17 protein-coding genes are annotated in these 16,381 nt (G+C 35.6%); 4 read left to right on the top strand and 13 right to left on the bottom strand.

Annotated elements, in window-relative coordinates; genetic code table 11:
- Positions 1–177: 177 nt before the first annotated feature.
- Positions 178–1,053 (bottom strand): SDR family oxidoreductase, encoded by an 876-nt coding sequence (locus QUF86_RS09755; RefSeq protein WP_289334173.1) that lies wholly within the window; start codon positions 1,051–1,053, stop codon positions 178–180.
- Between the two features lie 143 nt (positions 1,054–1,196).
- Between QUF86_RS09755 and QUF86_RS09750 the strand changes: the two genes are divergently transcribed.
- A complete protein-coding gene (locus tag QUF86_RS09750; protein WP_289334172.1) occupies positions 1,197–1,577 on the top strand; it encodes a winged helix-turn-helix transcriptional regulator in 381 nt (126 codons plus the stop codon).
- Between the two features lie 230 nt (positions 1,578–1,807).
- On the opposite strand, the gene QUF86_RS09745 is transcribed toward QUF86_RS09750, so the two are convergent.
- Together QUF86_RS09745 and QUF86_RS09740 are read right to left on the bottom strand one after the other, a co-directional pair.
- A complete protein-coding gene (locus QUF86_RS09745; RefSeq protein ID WP_289334171.1) occupies positions 1,808–2,650 on the bottom strand; it encodes a permease prefix domain 1-containing protein in 843 nt (280 codons plus the stop codon).
- A complete protein-coding gene (locus QUF86_RS09740) occupies positions 2,637–2,987 on the bottom strand; it encodes a PadR family transcriptional regulator (RefSeq protein WP_289334170.1) in 351 nt (116 codons plus the stop codon). Before QUF86_RS09740 ends, QUF86_RS09745 begins: the two co-directional genes overlap by 14 nt.
- 497 nt (positions 2,988–3,484) lie before the next feature.
- On the opposite strand from QUF86_RS09740, the gene QUF86_RS09735 reads away from it, so the two are divergent.
- A complete protein-coding gene (locus tag QUF86_RS09735) occupies positions 3,485–4,897 on the top strand; it encodes a PQQ-dependent sugar dehydrogenase (protein WP_289334169.1) in 1,413 nt (470 codons plus the stop codon).
- A gap of 80 nt (positions 4,898–4,977) precedes the next feature.
- On the opposite strand, the gene QUF86_RS09730 is transcribed toward QUF86_RS09735, so the two are convergent.
- From QUF86_RS09730 to QUF86_RS09695, 8 genes are all read right to left on the bottom strand, one after another.
- Positions 4,978–5,532, bottom strand: a complete 555-nt coding sequence (locus tag QUF86_RS09730) for a hypothetical protein (protein WP_289314795.1) — start codon at positions 5,530–5,532, stop codon at positions 4,978–4,980.
- Between the two features lie 255 nt (positions 5,533–5,787).
- Positions 5,788–6,177: a cupredoxin domain-containing protein gene (locus QUF86_RS09725; RefSeq protein WP_289334168.1), complete on the bottom strand. Its 390-nt coding sequence runs from the start codon at positions 6,175–6,177 to the stop codon at positions 5,788–5,790.
- Between the two features lie 269 nt (positions 6,178–6,446).
- A complete protein-coding gene (locus QUF86_RS09720; protein WP_289334167.1) occupies positions 6,447–7,010 on the bottom strand; it encodes a dihydrofolate reductase family protein in 564 nt (187 codons plus the stop codon).
- A gap of 939 nt (positions 7,011–7,949) precedes the next feature.
- Positions 7,950–8,162 carry a hypothetical protein gene (locus QUF86_RS09715; RefSeq protein WP_289334166.1) on the bottom strand — a complete coding sequence of 71 codons (213 nt, stop codon included), beginning with the start codon at positions 8,160–8,162 and terminating at the stop codon, positions 7,950–7,952.
- 231 nt (positions 8,163–8,393) lie between these two features.
- Positions 8,394–9,482, bottom strand: a complete 1,089-nt coding sequence (locus QUF86_RS09710; RefSeq protein WP_289314791.1) for a DUF4030 domain-containing protein — start codon at positions 9,480–9,482, stop codon at positions 8,394–8,396.
- Positions 9,466–9,993, bottom strand: a complete 528-nt coding sequence (locus QUF86_RS09705; RefSeq protein ID WP_289334165.1) for an RNA polymerase sigma factor — start codon at positions 9,991–9,993, stop codon at positions 9,466–9,468. Before QUF86_RS09705 ends, QUF86_RS09710 begins: the two co-directional genes overlap by 17 nt.
- A gap of 300 nt (positions 9,994–10,293) precedes the next feature.
- Entirely contained in the window at positions 10,294–10,863 is a 570-nt protein-coding gene (locus QUF86_RS09700) for an MOSC domain-containing protein (RefSeq protein WP_483313910.1), read from the bottom strand.
- Between the two features lie 270 nt (positions 10,864–11,133).
- The gene (locus QUF86_RS09695; RefSeq protein WP_289334164.1) at positions 11,134–11,994 is read right to left on the bottom strand and encodes a transporter substrate-binding domain-containing protein; all 861 of its coding nucleotides are present in this window, start codon (positions 11,992–11,994) and stop codon (positions 11,134–11,136) included.
- A 461-nt stretch (positions 11,995–12,455) separates the two neighbouring features.
- On the opposite strand from QUF86_RS09695, the gene QUF86_RS09690 reads away from it, so the two are divergent.
- Together QUF86_RS09690 and QUF86_RS09680 are read left to right on the top strand one after the other, a co-directional pair.
- Entirely contained in the window at positions 12,456–12,818 is a 363-nt protein-coding gene (locus tag QUF86_RS09690) for a hypothetical protein (protein ID WP_289334163.1), read from the top strand.
- 585 nt (positions 12,819–13,403) lie between these two features.
- Complete coding sequence (locus QUF86_RS09680) at positions 13,404–13,964, top strand: NAD(P)H-dependent oxidoreductase (RefSeq protein WP_289314787.1); 561 nt, start codon at positions 13,404–13,406, stop codon at positions 13,962–13,964.
- Positions 13,965–14,101: 137 nt separating this feature from the next.
- Here the strand turns inward: QUF86_RS09680 and QUF86_RS09675 are convergent, their stop codons facing one another.
- Positions 14,102–14,461: a winged helix-turn-helix transcriptional regulator gene (locus QUF86_RS09675; RefSeq protein ID WP_289314786.1), complete on the bottom strand. Its 360-nt coding sequence runs from the start codon at positions 14,459–14,461 to the stop codon at positions 14,102–14,104.
- 454 nt (positions 14,462–14,915) lie between these two features.
- Entirely contained in the window at positions 14,916–16,334 is a 1,419-nt protein-coding gene (gene nhaC, locus QUF86_RS09670) for a Na+/H+ antiporter NhaC (protein ID WP_289334162.1), read from the bottom strand.
- Positions 16,335–16,381 lie beyond the last annotated feature (47 nt).

The raw sequence follows: 16,381 nt of genomic DNA, 5'->3' as shown, positions 1-16,381 counted from the left end.
TCAACAGTTCTCAATAGACATATTCTAGACGAAAAAAACAATTACCTTCTTCAATTTAACCTGCCCCGTTAGTTTAAGTACATTGTTTTCACATTCTTTAGGAAGTAAAGTTTCCTAGTCCTTTTATATAAAAAACGACCTCCATTACATATAAGAAGGTCGTTTTTTTGATTAAATTTATTTCCCTGTTTGGGAGATTTGATTAACAATTTGGCTCAAATCCTCGTTTATTGCTGTAATAGGGCGACCTAGTAATTTTTCTAAATCATTGCTCTCTATCTCTAATCCACCATCTCGAATACCTTTTTGCATGTTTACGAGCATAGGAATATAGGCTTTAGGTACCCCTGCACCTTTCATAATATCGGCATAAGTAGCATCATCGACTTGTTGTACAGGTACTTCTTTACCTAATACAGTTCCAAGGGCAGATGCTAATTCCTCTTGAGTCAGATGCTGACCGGAAAGTTCGTAAACGGTATTCTCGTGTCCGTTCCCAGACAATACGGTTGCTGCTGCTTCCGCATAGTCTTGTTTAAGTGCCCAACCTACTTTTCCTGTTCCAGCAGATGTAACCCAAGGCACTCCTGCCATCACACCTTGTATGCTACCAATCTCATTTTCCAAATACCAATTGTTTCGTAAAAATGAGTATGGGATGCCTGTTTTTAAAATAGCTTCTTCTCTTGCTCGATGACCTGGAGCAAGAACTAAGTTACTTTCACTTGCATTTGTTACACTAGTATAAGCAATAAATTTAACTTGAGCACGCTGGGCAGCAGCTACAGCATTATTATGCTGTCTAATTATTGTTTCATAATCCCCAACCGTAGATATAATTAAAAGTCGATCAATTCCTGAAAAAGCAGAATCTAATGTTTCTGGTTTATCAAAATCTCCGTGTCGAACTTCTACTCCGCGAGCTCGAAATCCTTCTGCTTTCTCTGGATTTCGAACACTAACAGCTAATTGACTCGCTGGTACAGTTTTTAATAACGTTTCTACAACATTTGACCCTAATTCTCCTGTTGCTCCCGTAACTAATATTTTCATTTTCTTTCCCTCCAATTAAATTTCCATATTGAATTATGAAGCTTAGGAATATACTATATCCATAGTCACAATAATAAAAGTAGGCATTTTTAAATGACCTAGTCACAAAAACAGTACCATTATGAGAGAGAGGGAAAATACCCATGGCTCGATTTAATTTTCAAGGAGAACCGCCTACTGAAGAACAAGAAGAAGTATGCTCATTGACACTTACTCAAAATGTAATTGCTGGAAGATGGAAAATTGTGATTTTATGGTATCTAAGTCGACGAACAAGAAGATTTAACGAACTTCAAAGGTTATTACCAGGTATTTCAAAAGGAATATTGACCAGACAACTGAGAGAATTGGAGGAGGACGGAATGGTTCACAGAGAAGTGTATAAAGAAGTTCCTCCTAAAGTAGAATACTCGCTAACACCACAAGGAAAAAGCTTTATCCCAGCACTGGACATTATGGGAGAGTGGGGTAAAAAATATATGGAGAAAAAACAAAAGGAACAAAAAGACTCCTCACCAAGTTAAAAAAACACCGATAATCGGTGTTTTTTTAACTTGGTTGAGAGAAGGGTTGATCCCCTGAATACTGCATCATAAAATTCCATTCTTCTCTTATTCAAGAATATGGCCCGATTGTTGAACACAAATATAAATTTTTTTCTTCAACTAAACTGCCCCTATAGTTGCATAAGAAAAGGAGCTTCTGATCAGCTCCTAATAATGAGGTAAAGCACCCGTTAGTTCATTCAAGAAATTCAGTTTATAAGTCCTTTTAAATATCTTTTATGATATTTTTTTAAGAATCCCCAAACAATAATTAGCACCCCAAACACTACAAAGAACAAAATCGGCAGCTGAAAAATATCCATGTAATCTCCTAATGCCCATGAATTATTTGCTTCAATAACATTCTGGTAGGTATCCTTATATTCATATTGAACAATCCAATTATCCTTTGTACTCGCCACTGTTCCTAAATCATAATCATCGCTAACAATTCCTTCTTTATTAAAAATTTCATACGGATCTTCAATCATAAATGTTGCATACTGATATTCAATGGGGTAAGTGGTAGAAGGTTTTTGTGTTATATTAAATTCTTTCAACCAATCTTTTAATTGAGCGTTCTCTTCTGTGTTAAATATTGCAAGATAATTCAAATGATCCTTATGTTCGTCGAAAAGAGTTTGAATATCCTCTTTTTTGGAGTCAGAAATAACATCATCATCACCTACAATGGTTAACACATCGTTCATGATGATGCTTCTTTCTTCCTTGAAATTATATATTTCTAAGGAGGTATTTACAAAAATGATAGCTCCTAGCACAAGTGAAACCAATGAAAATAATAAGATATACCGAGCAAATCGCTTTTGAACATTAAAAAATTCCGATAATCCTTTTATAATGTGTTTTTTATCTCCGAAGTTTTCAATGGCAATTCTATTTGCTTCTTCTTCCGACACTCCATTTTCTTTTAACTCATAAACAGCTTCTAGTAAATGTGAGCGCATTTCTTGTTTTAATTCTTCGATTTCATCTTTATCTCCATCAACATTTCGGTAAACCGAATGAACGTATTCTTCAATTTGATTCATTTTTTTCTCCCCCCTCTAAAAACGAATCAATAACATCTCTTACAAATTCCCATTCCAAACGCTTTTCTTTAAATCCTTCTTCACCCATTGATGTAAGTTTGTAATATTTTCTTCTTCCTCCTGGTCCTTGCTCATCACCCCAGTAAGAAGAAATCCATTCATTCTTTTCTAATCTCTTTAAAGACAGATAAAGCGTACCTTCTTTTAATTCAAATTGGTTATCACTCTTTTCTCGAACAATTTTGGCTAATTCATAGCCGTACATATCCCTCCTATGTAAAAGAGAAAGGATGAGAGTGTCTATATGGCCTTTTAAGACTTCCTTATTAATTTCCAATTTTCCCACCTCTTGGTATAAATATATTTTATATTACTTTATAATGCAAGGTATTATTCAGAAAAAAACAGGTAGTTCTTAATGAACTAACCTGCCCCGATAGTTTAAGTACATTCTTTCACAACCCCAATAGAGCAGAGCCTTTTGAGACACAATCCAATCACCTACAAAATAGAGTTCATTATGTCTCATATAACTTGTATCTGAATGCTCATCGTTGTAAATACGCATTTTCCTGATGCTACCCCTTATTCAAGAATATGGCCCTAAAATGAAAAATTAGCGCTTATCCTTGTTCCTGGATAGCGTCCTTTTTTGGCATAACTTGAATTTATCCTCATTCTTAAAAATTTCAACTAACGCACTCCTTTCGTTTAATTACGCTCGTGCGGAAAGTGGTGCAATGCCTTATCAGATTCCCCGGCCTAATTGGGTACTAATAGACAGTTCTAATCATATTCTTATAAAAGAAAACAATAGGAAGGAGTGCAAAGCAGTTGATAAAAGTTAAGGTTGGTTTACGACCCATTGCAAGTAAGATAAATTTACCTACTGTTTTGAAAACAACTATACTTCCAGGTGACTCAATTGAAAGATTATTTATTGCAACCCAGGTAGGAGAGATCTTTTACATAGGAAACGGAGTTATAAGGACTTTTTTAGATATTCGCCCGCGCATCCTAAAACTAGGTGTTTCTGGTGGCGGATATGATGAACGGGGATTGCTGGGGCTAGCGTTTCATCCCGAATTTTATTATAACGGTCTGTTTTATCTTCATTATTCAGTAGCTGGAACACAAGGACCAGGTGCTCTTCGTGAATCTTTTAAGCCTAACCCGTGTGATCCTAGAACGTTAAACCTAAGGTGGATTAATAGAGAAACGCAATATGATCATATTGATACAATTGAAGAATGGATTTTACAATCGAATGGTCAACCCCAAAAACGACGGACATTACTTAACTTAAGAAGACCATTTTCAAATCATAATGGGGTCAATAGTTTAAACTTTTCACCTGAAACAGGAAAACTTGTTTTAACAACCGGAGATGGTGGATCAGGCTATGATCCATTTAACTTAAGCCAGGACGATCTAGAAATCGCTGGTAAAATAATTGAAATTGATGTAGGTAAGGATATATACATCAATAATCCACCCATTGTGACACGTTTTAATGAACTTCCCACAACTATTCAGGAAACGCTCATGGTAATGGCCAAAGGGGTTCGCAATATACCAGGCATTTCATTTCAAAAGTTTTATAACCAGTATATTAAATATGCGGGAAATGTCGGCCAGGATTTGGTCGAGTCCATTTTTTCATTCGTTCATTATAAACCAATACCGGTTACTCAGCTTATTCAAGCTTCTTTCATGAATTCTGAACCTGACAAAGAAGGGTTTATTAACTTTGGCTGGCGAGGTTGGGAAGGTGCTTTTCCTGCTTCGATTATAAGAGGCTGCACTGAAAATTCGAATTTGGATGAGAAAACAATTGCTTTTTACAATGAAGCAGTAACACTTTCAGGTAGTCGTCTTCAGCCTTTAACTAGTTATTTTCATAAAGATACCAGACCCGATAAGTTTGGAGGAACTGCACTTACAGGAGTGCAAGCCTATATGGGGGAAAGTATCCCTGGTTTAACAGGAAGCGTTGTGTTTACCGACCTTGCCCGGAAAGAATCTCAACCTCAGGTTCGAGGGGCCTTAGCTTATACCAACGTAAGACCAAATGGTGAACAAAATGATTTTAGTGTGATACAAACCGATTATGAATTTGGGTCTCAATCAGCCTATTATGTTAGTTTGGGAACGAACCTCAATCAAACCAGATTATATTTAGCAGTTTATGGCTCAATGAAAGTGACTGATTTTAACCAAGGCACTGTTTTTGAAATAATTCCATGAATCATAACTATAAAATTCTACTTGATAAATCTCTACATGAATCTAAGTAATCGAAATTAAAACCAAGTGATGGAGAATCACTAAATTATAATCATTTTTAATCTTTTAAAAATGATTAAAGCAATTTCAACCCATAACCAGCTATAAATGAAAGCCAATAAAAAGCCAATTGTAAGAAATGAAAAGGAAACAGGGACGGCTGGACCTAAAACTGGAAAGTGAAAAATAAATATTAGACTCATAATTCCTAACATTAAAAGAATTGCACCAGTAGCAATAATACTTAATCTCTTCCTAAAAAAGTAAAAAGATGCCCCTATGCCAAGTCCTAACAATCCTGTTGTAAAAGGAAATACAATTAGTTCAGTTGGCTGTAGGATGAATAACAACATAATTGTCAGAAAGTAGGACATTACTCCAAATGGAATGGAAAACATGGAACATAACAGAATAGGTGCAGTGGCTAGCGGACTTAAGAAATATCCTATACCTGGTAAAAAGCCAGCAGCAGCCTGTAGAATAGCAGCAATACAGGCAAAAATAGACCCTAAAATGAGCTTCATCGTTTTTTTATGTTTATTGAATATTATTTGAGATAAACGAACCTCATCAGAAATAGGTTTAAAAAAATACACCTTTCCACCTCATTCTAAATGGTATATACGTTACGATACATTGTATTACCATTTATTAGAGGTGGAACAATTATTAATGATTCAAACATCAATATCCTGTGTAATGAAAAACTTAATAAAAAATCTCTCTAAAACTTAACCGGTAATACAAAGGAGAGAACATCTGTGGAGGAAAGTTAGCTGTTATGAGGATGTCTGGGTAAAAAGTAATTTCCTTTGCCTATAAAAAAAACAAGGCCTTATAGGCCCTGCTTCTTATTTGACAATTACTTCTCCAACCATTCCTTCCTGGAAATGGTACCGGCATATCAGTTCATATGTACCCGGCTGTTTCGGATTCACGGTAATGTTTTTTTCTGTACCTGGCTGGACCTCGGCGTCAATTCCGAGCTTTTCCACTGTGAAGGTGTGCTCTTTTGTACCTTTGTTTTTCAATATCAACGTTGTGGCTGTTCCATTCGGAATAGTGATGACTTTCGGATTAAAGAAATCATCTTTCATCTCGACCTCAATCAATTTTCCCGTCTCCATAGGCTGAGTTACAACACCGGATTCGGCAAATACGCCGAGTGAACCTACTGTTGTCACTACTACAACCATTGCAAGCACAACGACCAATCCTGTTACCCACTTTTTCACAGACATTCGCAATCCCTCCTTCCCTAACACTATTTTTTTCTAATTCATAAAATATTATTACTATTAATTTGGTTGCAAAAATAAAAAAAGATCGACTCTAATGACGATCTTCTGGAATCTATTCTTATGCAACTAAACTGCCCGTTACTTTAAGTACATTATTACAATCTTATATATTAAAATAAATATCCAAGTCTAATTCCATTATCTGGACCGTTTGCTGAATAAGTGACTATTACTATCGAGGTATTTTATCTTTGGAATGTGCAATATTATTAATCCCCATTCAAATGATAGATTAGTTGCACAACGCCAGAGGAGAATGTTCTTGTATTAACCACTTTTAAATTCAACCTCTGTTTTATATCAATAAACAACGGTTTTCCTTCTCCCAAAATAACAGGGTGAACGGATAATCTAAACTCATCAACAAGCCCTAAATTGATAAAAGTAGTAATAAGACTTGCTCCACCATATAACCAGATGTCTTTACCAGGCTTATTCTTTAATTTATTTACTTCTTCAAGAATATTATCATTTATGAATATCGCTTTATTATCAGTCCCTTTTTGCGTTCTGGAAAACACATATTTTTCTTTACTATGAACTAATTCCCACATTTCTTTATCTGTATCTTCAATTTCTGGAGTAAATTGTCCCCATAAATCGTAGCTTTTTCTTCCATATAAAATAGTATCAATTTGATTTAAGAAATTAATAAACCCCATCTCAGAGTCCATGATGCACCAATCAACTTCCCCATTTTTCCCTTCAATAAAACCATCTAAAGTAATTGCTAAATCTAAAATTATTCTTCTTGGTCTTATGTTATTGGACATTATTCTTCCTCCCTTTAATCAATTAGATATAGTTTCTCCCGCCAAGTTTTTTTATATTTTCATTATTTACAGCATTTATTTCTGAATAAAGCTACTGATGTTATTAAACTGCCTTCCCTTAATAACAATCATCTCAAATTGCCATTTTTCCACAATTAGTTATTCAGAATATGGCATATACTCTCTTGAACTTTCCTGCCCCGTTAGTTGCATAAGGGTACTTTCTTCTCTAATTTGAATGGAAACTCACATTCAAAAGACCACCAATTTGGTGGCCTTCTAAATGAACTAACACACTCGTTAGTTAAGTGTTTATATTTTAATTGGCTTCAAATGGTATCTTTCTAATATCGGAAACATCCGTGTGTTCGTAGTTAATCACTTCGAAACCATCGGTGCAGCCTAGGTCCTTCAAAATGATTATGTTTTATTTGTTTTTCTTTTTTCAATTTCTTTTTTCACCAAAGGAATTACCTTTTCTTTTACTGCTTTTTGTACTTTTGGATCATTTATTAATTTTTTTAATTTGTCCTTCAACATTCATACCTCCGATTTATTAAATTTGGGATTTAACTAATATGGAGTTGTGTCCTAAAGGAATAAGATCCTGCTATTATATGACTATTGTACCCTAAAGAATACACTGTGTCTTGCAGGAGCCAGACAACCAAATGTGAAAGAAACAGATTAATTGGTATACTTTAATTTTTTTATTATTTCGGATATATAACCTCTAATTCATCATGATAAAACATTAAAATTGATAAAATTACTAATATCGTGCCCCATTAGAATGCAAATAAACCCTGGACAATTTCGTGCTAGATTTAAAAAGGTAATTATAGTAAAAAGAAAAAACTCCCTTAAAGATAGCCTTCATTTTCAGCTAACGCACCTGTTAGTTATAGAAGGTTCTTAAAGCCATGGACTTACATTCCACTATAAACTTATAGGGGCTTCTTCATGAGTACAGGTCAGGTATTTTCGGGATATAGCATTAAAATATCCTACATCAATAATTGCTTTTTCTCCTTTATCAGGGCATTGAATATGCGTCAGCTGAAGTGATTCATTGATGATGACCAAGTCTATTGCGCCCAATTCCTTTTTGCAGCACGAACATTTTACAGCTAGTAAGTTTTCTTTTTCCATTAAAAATGCCCCCTTTTGATAAATAGGTATTCTTTATTTCTAGTCGCTAATCCTACCAGTTCACACAACTGTCAAAAACTTCTTTTTCCATAAGTATTCAGCTGGATCTTCAAAGCTTGTTCAACTAACCTGCCCTGTTAGTTCATTAAGGGTATTTTTTCACTTTAATTCTACTGTATGATAAGGTTAGAATCGTACATTAAAAAGGCCACCAATTTGGGGCCTTTTTATTTAATTTATCTTCTTTTTATCCTTGCTGTATACATTAATTTTGTATGTATCATTTTTAACCAATGGTTGCATTTCTTTAGAATTCAGATATTCTTTAAGGACCTTTTCGATATTATTACCATGTTTCTTTGAATTAGGATCCGAGCTATTTAAAGAAGTCTGTATACTAATTCTGGGTTTTGGGTTAATTGAATATCCAGTCAACGTAACTTTATACTCCTTTTTACCGATTAATTCATCAGTAATATAATCTAGAATCGTCATCCATCTTTTGTCTTGATCTCTTTTATCCATGTCTATTTTATTAATTTTAACTGTGTATTGTTCGTTCGTTATGGTCTGTGCTATTTTACTAACTTCTTTTTTAATTTCATCTGTATTTGTCTCGGTGTCCGGTATGGCTAATTCTATTGTCTTATTGGGATTCACACCATATTGTAAGATGTGATACTTTTCTAACACTTTATCAAGAGGCTTCCAAAGTACCATGTCCTTCTTATGCTGTTTTTCTAGCTCTTCAATGTGTTTCTTTTCTTCTTCGCTATAAGGAACATCCACGTTTTTTTCTATTTTAACTTTATAAGCATCATAATTGTTTGATTGTAATACATCCTTCACAATACCTTCAATTTCACCTTTAACACTTTTATAATATTGATTAGAACCATCAACAGATATAGTTATCATTTTATTGGGATAGTTAATACTAGGACCTCTAACTTTGTAGCCCCTCTCGCTTAATTCTTCATCAATAATAGGACCAATCGATTTTGTATTAATAATTGAGCTTAAAAAAGGAATCTTTGAGACTACTTCTGCCATTACAGGTGAAACAAATGCAGAACTTATAAATAAACCAAATAATATGATCGACGCGATACTAGAGTATGCTAACTTCCTAATCAAACTTACTTTTTTGATACGAGTGGATAGGATAGGGTTTTTATTTTTCTCTTGGGAATCCAATTTTTCAATATCAGTTAAGATTCGGTTTTTGAGTTCTTGTTTTTGTTTTGTTTTCCACATTAGATCAGAATTTAATTTCTTTAAGGAACTATCAAAATCGGTATCTTCATATTGCCTTTTCATCCAAATACCCCTCCTTTATTAATTGTTTTTTCAATGCTGGAATCGCTCTAAAAAGAGTCGATTTGACTTTACTCTCAGACCAACTCAATATCTTTGCCGTATCCTCAATAGAAAAACCCTTGATTTTTCTTAAAACGATCACCTTTCGATATGTATCTTTGATTTCCCCTAACGCTTTATATAGTTCAAATGATTCCTCTTTTATTTGAATCATTTCTTCAGGCAATGAGCTATTGTCCTTTTGCAAAAGAAATACTTCTTTAAAGAACTTGCTGGGTTTCCGTTTTCTTAAAAAATCAACCGTTAAATTGTGAGCGATACTGAATAGCCATGTTCTTTCACTAGAATGCTGATTAAATGAATTATGATATAAGTACGCTTTTACAAAGGTATCATGGGTCAAATCCTCTGCTTGTTGATAATCCTTAACCATCAATAAAATAAAGCTTAAAATGGATTTACTATGTTGGTCATACCAATCTGCAATTTCTTCTTTTCTGTACTCCGACAAGTTACCAACCCTCCTTTTCTTGAATGTTCAATACTTAGACGTATTAGCTAAATAAAAGTTGTGTTTTTGCATAAAAAAACCTCTAAAAGTTTAGATTAGAGATTTTTTCGTTCTTTTATAGATATAACGTTCATATCAGTTGTGTTAGAAATTAGGTAAAACTCATACTCTCAGCACGTTAGATCTAATATAAGTATTCCTTATGGAACTATCCCGATAGTTCCATAAGAAAAAGGATGCCTCAGCAACTAGCTAGTTTAATTTTTTTTACTGAAAATAAAAACCGTTCTATTGAAAATATTATACCCTTTCAAGAGGTGTATGAGGTAAAGGTGGTAATTGAATTCTAATCTGGTCTCCCGGGTGAACCTCACCACTTTCCAAAACTATGCTCATTATTCCTGCTTTACGTATCAAGTTCCCATGTTGATCCCGATCTAAAACAGCGTTCATAAGTCCTGATTTAAATTGATCAATTTGGACACATGGATTTCGTAAGCCTGTTATTTTAATAACTGCTGTTTCTCCAATATATAGTAACGAATCCCTCGGTAATTCAAGCAGATCGATACCTTTTGTGGTAATATTTTCACCCATTTGTCCAGCTGTCACATTAAATCTATCTTTCAATTCATCTAATAATTCTGAGTGGATTAGGTGAACCTGTCGCAGGTTAGGTTGATTTGGGTTTTTCGCTACACGCGAACGATGCTTAACCGTTTTACCTAAATGGGCATCTCCTTCAACGCCCAAACCTTTCAACAGTTTTATACTATTGCAATTTTCCTTACTGAACGTGTGTTTATCACTTTTACTTACAGCTATTACCACTCCACTATCCGCGCCAATTTTTTCGTCATTCATTTTCATTCAACTCCCCCTAATACTTATATTTGTTATATTTATTCAATTATCCTGGCTGATAGTTGCATAAAGAAAAAGCTGCCCTAAATGAATCTCAAGACCCTTTGTTAAAGATGGAATCATTCCCTTGTAGCACGGAAGGTCTTACCTAATTCGTACCCCAAACCATAATAATAATCGCCAATTAAGAAAAAGGGACAAATTGGTGGCTTTCGAAAAAGTGCTTCCCTGACACGGCAGTATTAAGGGTAGATTTATTGGGAGCATCGCTAAATTCTATTCCATCCACTTTTTGTAGAGTGCGTCAAATTTTCCTTGGAGCTTCATTTCATCCATCCACATTTCCAAGTAGCTTGCATAAATGAAATCACCTCTTGGAATCATATAACCTTTTTCACTGTTTGTGAAAGGCTTATCAGTTTGAGCTGCATACAATCTGGGATCAGCTTTTGCATATAGCATTGCTTCTACTGTGTCTGTGATCATAACATCATACGTACCTTCTGAAACAAGATGAGGGATATCAAGATTGTTTTCTACAACAGTTACGTTAGCATTGCTTAGATACTGACGGACAAATTCTTCGTTCGTTCCGCCTGGATTTACGCCGATGCGCACAGAAGGCTTGTTGATATCTTCAATGGTAAGATACTTATCTTTATCTTCCTTGCGAATCAAAGGCACCTTACCGAATGAAAGGTAACCTTGGGATACATAAGCGCTTTTTTGTCTGGCTGTGTTGCGAGTCACACCGCCCACAGCGATATCAAATTTGTCCGCTTGCAGGTCTTTCATCATCGTAGGCCATGTGGTAGCGACAAATTCCACCTCCACCCCAAGGTCTTTGCCAAGTTCTTTGGCAGCGTCCGCGTCAAAGCCCTCATACTCATTTGTTTCTGGGTTCAAATAGGTAAATGGTTTGTAGTCCCCGGTCATTCCTACCCGAATGTATCCTCGTTCGATTATCTCATCAAGCTGGGAAGCCTCAACATTTTTCAAATGCCCTGGTGCATTTTCCGATGCAGGTTCAGCCGATACGTTTTGCGAGGAGATTAGGTCGTGACCGACGTACCCTGTACCTAGCAAGGATAAGCTAATCACTCCAGCCATCAGTATTTTTTTCCAATTGTTAACCATGTGATTTTTCCTCCAATTTTTGTCTATTTTTAGAATTAATCTACCAATTATTAAAAATACAACAAAATAAATGAATCACCTTCAAAAAACGAACACTTTTTTATATTTAACTTAAATTAGCTTAACAGTTGATATTAAAAGAACTACACATATTAGACATATCTATAATGTGTAGTCCCAATTAAAATTCTTATTGAATTAAAGCAGCTGTTAGTTAACGAACAAAATAATCAATTAATATATGTGCCCTTACTCTAACCGTTTCCAATGGATCCTTATATCGGATTTATTTGGCTTTCTTACATACTGCAAACTTCTTTCACCTTTAACCAAGATGTTTAAAAAATTGGCCCATGGCACAATAATATTTAATGAAAGGATTGAATAGGTGCTTTTAATTTTGACTTTAATAACTCTTATAGGCAACGTCGCCTTTATTCCACTAAAGGAGGAGTATCGATTTGAAGATCTCTTCAATTTCATTCAAAGAACCTCCAGTTTATCATGAATTCCCTCCCCTCTATGAAGGCTTAGGGCTGCCTGAGTTATCTTCATTCATTCAGCAACGATTTAGTTTTGCTTATACCTTGGGGGAAGTCGAAAGAACCGGGCATGGTAGCATTCGCTTTTATAAACGGCAGGGGGATTTCGAAGTACATATACCTGATAAGTTCCCAGGAGTGGGACCAATAAAGCTTCGGAAATTAAAGGACTTGTTACTGGAGGAAGCCAAAACAGCTTTCATCGAAAATATTGAATCCGAACCAGAAAAGCGAAAGGTGTACTACGCCGAATTTCGTCGCCCTGGGAAAGACTCTGAATAATTGTCCCTATGCCGCAATCTGGACCAGAAAAGAATAAAAGCACTGTTCCTTGTTACAGGAAAGCGCCTGTAAGGATCATTGTTGTCTTGTTGAATTTGTTTTTAAAAAAGAGATTGTTAATTAACTAGCCACAGTTTCATATGGAATTTCCCTTCCCACTAGAAAAGGTTGCCGCAGCAACCTCCACCTATTTTAATAACCCGGTTTATTTATCATTATCTAAATCATCATCAATAAAAGACTTTTTATCATCTTTAACTCCATACTTTTTTTCATGAAATTGAACCAATAATTGAATTGTTAATTCCTTTTCTTACTGCTGTTTCAATAACTATATAGAGAATGAATAACCCAACAATCAAAAAAACAAAAAATATAATACCCTCCACTAAAAATCCCCCAAACAACAATCCAAAATTTCCTTACCTGGGGCAACACTATATCGTGGCGTATAGTTGTTCACGCATAATTAATGACTGATTTAACACTCACCTTTTTGTAAGTACCTGTACTAAAAGTGCATACTTACATATTTACGGTGTGCACTTTATACTCAAGATAAATATTCTTAAGGAGGACAAATCTTTGAAAACTCTTGTTATCGTGACACACCCAAGCATAGAAACTTCCGCCATTAATAAGCGATGGGTAGAAGAACTCAAAAAACATCCAGAAAAGTATACGGTTCACGAATTGTCTAAGGTTTACCCTGATGGAAACATAGACGTGGATAAAGAACAAAAATTGGTTGAATCACATGGTGATCTTGTTTTGCAGTTCCCTGTATATTGGTTTAATTGTCCGCCTCTCCTTAAAAAATGGTTTGACGATGTTTTAGTTTATGGATGGGCTTATGGTTCAAATGGAGGCGATAAATTAAAGAATCGTAAAGTTGCTTTAGCTGTATCTGCAGGAATCATAAAAGAAGATTATAGTGAAAACGGAAGATATCGCTATACACTTGAACAAATATTAGTTCCATTTGAAACGACATTCCGGTATTGCAATGCAGATTATCGTTCGCCCTTTGCGTTTTATGGTAAAGAAAATGAGCCGGGTGGAAACGAAGAAGAAGAAAATGGGCTGGGTTCAATCCAATTGGAAAAAAGCGCTCAGGATTATTTGGATTTTGTTGACAACCTGTAATAGGTTTAGGGTGGTTTATTAAACCCATAAAAAAGAAGTATTTCTTTTTTAAAGAAATACTTCTTTCGGTTTGTCGACAAAATCGGGAGCGGATTTCTGAAACCAACGAGGACGTTTTCCAAACAAATTAGCTAGGCCTATGGCTGTACAGCCTCCTGACCTGGCAAACTGTTTTTCTCTCCCCACTCGCACATCATATTTAACAATGGAATGAGAGAAAGACCACGTTCAGATAATGAATATTCAACTTTTGGAGGTATTTGGGGAAATTCCTTGCGTACGATGAGGCCGTCTGCCTCCAGCTCTTTTAACATGACACTTAGCGTTTTAAAGGAAATGGTACCGATACTTCGCTTCAGCTGATTATGTCGCATAACCTTATTTTCAGACAGCCAATACAAAATGATCATTTTATATTTGCCCCCTATTAAGGACAACGTATATCCAAAGCCAGTGTCATTTGGTTTCACGCCAGTCGGAACACAGGTTTCACGCACAATTTACACTCTCCTTTAGATAAGTATATGATATAAGTGTGTATACTTTACAATATATCATTATCAATCTTATTGAAAGGATGTAAGACTTGTACGCTTAGCAAATCTCATCAAAAAAATCCTTTTCCTGTACGTTAGGACGGGACGTTATATAAAAAGGCTGCCGCAATTAAGCACCTGTAAGCCAAGGGCTTTCACAGCTGTCTTCCCTCATTCCCACCCCTTGGAATATAATATTCGAACCAAAGGCTAAAAAAAAAGAGCCTGTTTTTGAAAAAAGATTGATCAAAACACGCTCTAATACTATTTAATTGGATAATCATTGTTTTAAAAGATTATTTTCCAAACTATGGATTTCACCTATTTGTAGGTACTTTCCCATTACACCTTTTATTATTTTCTCTCCATAATTTCATGAACCTTCCGGCTTTCGATAACCAATATACTTCATCAATTACAGGGTAGCTTCCACGTTTCCGCTTTTCACTTCTTTGTTGATTTGATCTGGATCGGCTTTGGCAATGCCGTACCCTGTAAAAATGTAAATGAGGGCAAACACAACTCCTAGATAAATAACTGGTGCATAGAGGATAAATTGACCTGTTGAAACATTCAGCGTGCTTGCGACAAAAGCACCTGTTATCCCCCATGGTACTGCCGGGGAAAAAGCTGATCCAGTATCTTCAAGTGTTCTCCCTAAATTTTTCCGGTGCAGATTATATTTATCATATAATGGTGCCAGCATTGGCCCTAATACTGAAAACGATACATAAAAACTGCCTGTTATGATAAAAAAGAGGCTGTGTAGCGTAAGGCAAGAAGTCATCATCGCTTTTCCGGTTTTGGCCAATTCCGTGATTTTATCTAGGATCACCTGAATCACACCGGCAGTTCTCATAGGTGAACCGAAGATAGCTGCTGCAAATAATATCCCGAGTGTACTATACATACTGGATAGTCCGCCTTGCTGCAACATTTCATCAACCACTTTTATATTTGTTTTAGCCGTAAAACCATCGTTCATAGTATTAGCTACTTCTAGCAAATTGCTTCCTTGAAAGACCATCGCTAACACACAACCTAGTAAAATTCCAATTCCAAAGACAGGTAACGTAGGTTTCTGCTTATAAATTAAGTACAACACGACAATAGGAGGCAACAAAAGAATCGGATTCAAGTAAAAGTGAGTCTCTAATGTAGATAAAATTAGATTGATTTCTTCGTTGTTGTTATCTTTTCCGTTTAACTGGAAACCTAAGATTGCATAAAGAACCAGAGAAATGACAAAACCCGGTATAGTCGTGTACAACAAATGTTTAATGTGTTCAACAAGATTTACGTCTGTAAAAGCAGCCGCCATAATCGTTGTTTCAGAAAGAGGTGACAGCTTATCACCAAAGAAGGCTCCTGTCACAATTGCTCCGGCTGCATAGTGAGGGGGAATCCCAAGTCCGATCGCAACACCCATGCACGCAACACCAACTGTTCCAATCGTCCCCCAGGAAGTTCCCGTCATTAATGACATTAACGTACAGGCAATGGTGACTACGAGTAAAAATATTGAAGGCTTCAACAATAACAAACCATAATAAATAATGACAGGGATCGTTCCGGATAACATCCAGGCACCAATCAAGACCCCTACAGCAAGTAGAATTAAAATGGGAAGCAACATCTTTCCTAGGGTGTCGTAAATATCCTTTTCGATGTCCTCCCATTTAATCCCCCAAAGCAGGGATAAAATGATAACCGTTATTCCTGCAGCGGCAAGCACCATGGTTGAAGGGGCTTTAACAACCAATAACCCCCCAAAAATAACTGCAATTGAAACAAGCAATAATGTAGTGGCCTTCATCACGGATAATTCCCTCAACGTTTTTCCCCCTTTAAACTATAAAAATAAAAAACCTAAAAATCGCA

Origin of the sequence: Peribacillus sp. NJ11 (assembly GCF_030348405.1) — a bacterium.
Taxonomy (GTDB): Bacteria; Bacillota; Bacilli; order Bacillales; family DSM-1321; genus Peribacillus.
This window is presented reverse-complemented; position numbering and strand designations above follow the sequence as displayed.

What these genes read in the sequence shown, in the direction of transcription:
- QUF86_RS09725 (WP_289334168.1), bottom strand. Translation starts at nt 6,177, where the DNA reads ATGTCTGTGAAAAAGTGGGTAACAGGATTGGTCGTTGTGCTTGCAATG.
- QUF86_RS09700 (WP_483313910.1), bottom strand. Translation starts at nt 10,863, where the DNA reads ATGAAAATGAATGACGAAAAAATTGGCGCGGATAGTGGAGTGGTAATA.
- QUF86_RS09720 (WP_289334167.1), bottom strand. Translation starts at nt 7,010, where the DNA reads ATGTCCAATAACATAAGACCAAGAAGAATAATTTTAGATTTAGCAATT.
- QUF86_RS09750 (WP_289334172.1), top strand. Translation starts at nt 1,197, where the DNA reads ATGGCTCGATTTAATTTTCAAGGAGAACCGCCTACTGAAGAACAAGAA.
- QUF86_RS09715 (WP_289334166.1), bottom strand. Translation starts at nt 8,162, where the DNA reads ATGGAAAAAGAAAACTTACTAGCTGTAAAATGTTCGTGCTGCAAAAAG.
- QUF86_RS09755 (WP_289334173.1), bottom strand. Translation starts at nt 1,053, where the DNA reads ATGAAAATATTAGTTACGGGAGCAACAGGAGAATTAGGGTCAAATGTT.
- QUF86_RS09695 (WP_289334164.1), bottom strand. Translation starts at nt 11,994, where the DNA reads ATGGTTAACAATTGGAAAAAAATACTGATGGCTGGAGTGATTAGCTTA.
- QUF86_RS09710 (WP_289314791.1), bottom strand. Translation starts at nt 9,482, where the DNA reads ATGAAAAGGCAATATGAAGATACCGATTTTGATAGTTCCTTAAAGAAA.
- QUF86_RS09745 (WP_289334171.1), bottom strand. Translation starts at nt 2,650, where the DNA reads ATGAATCAAATTGAAGAATACGTTCATTCGGTTTACCGAAATGTTGAT.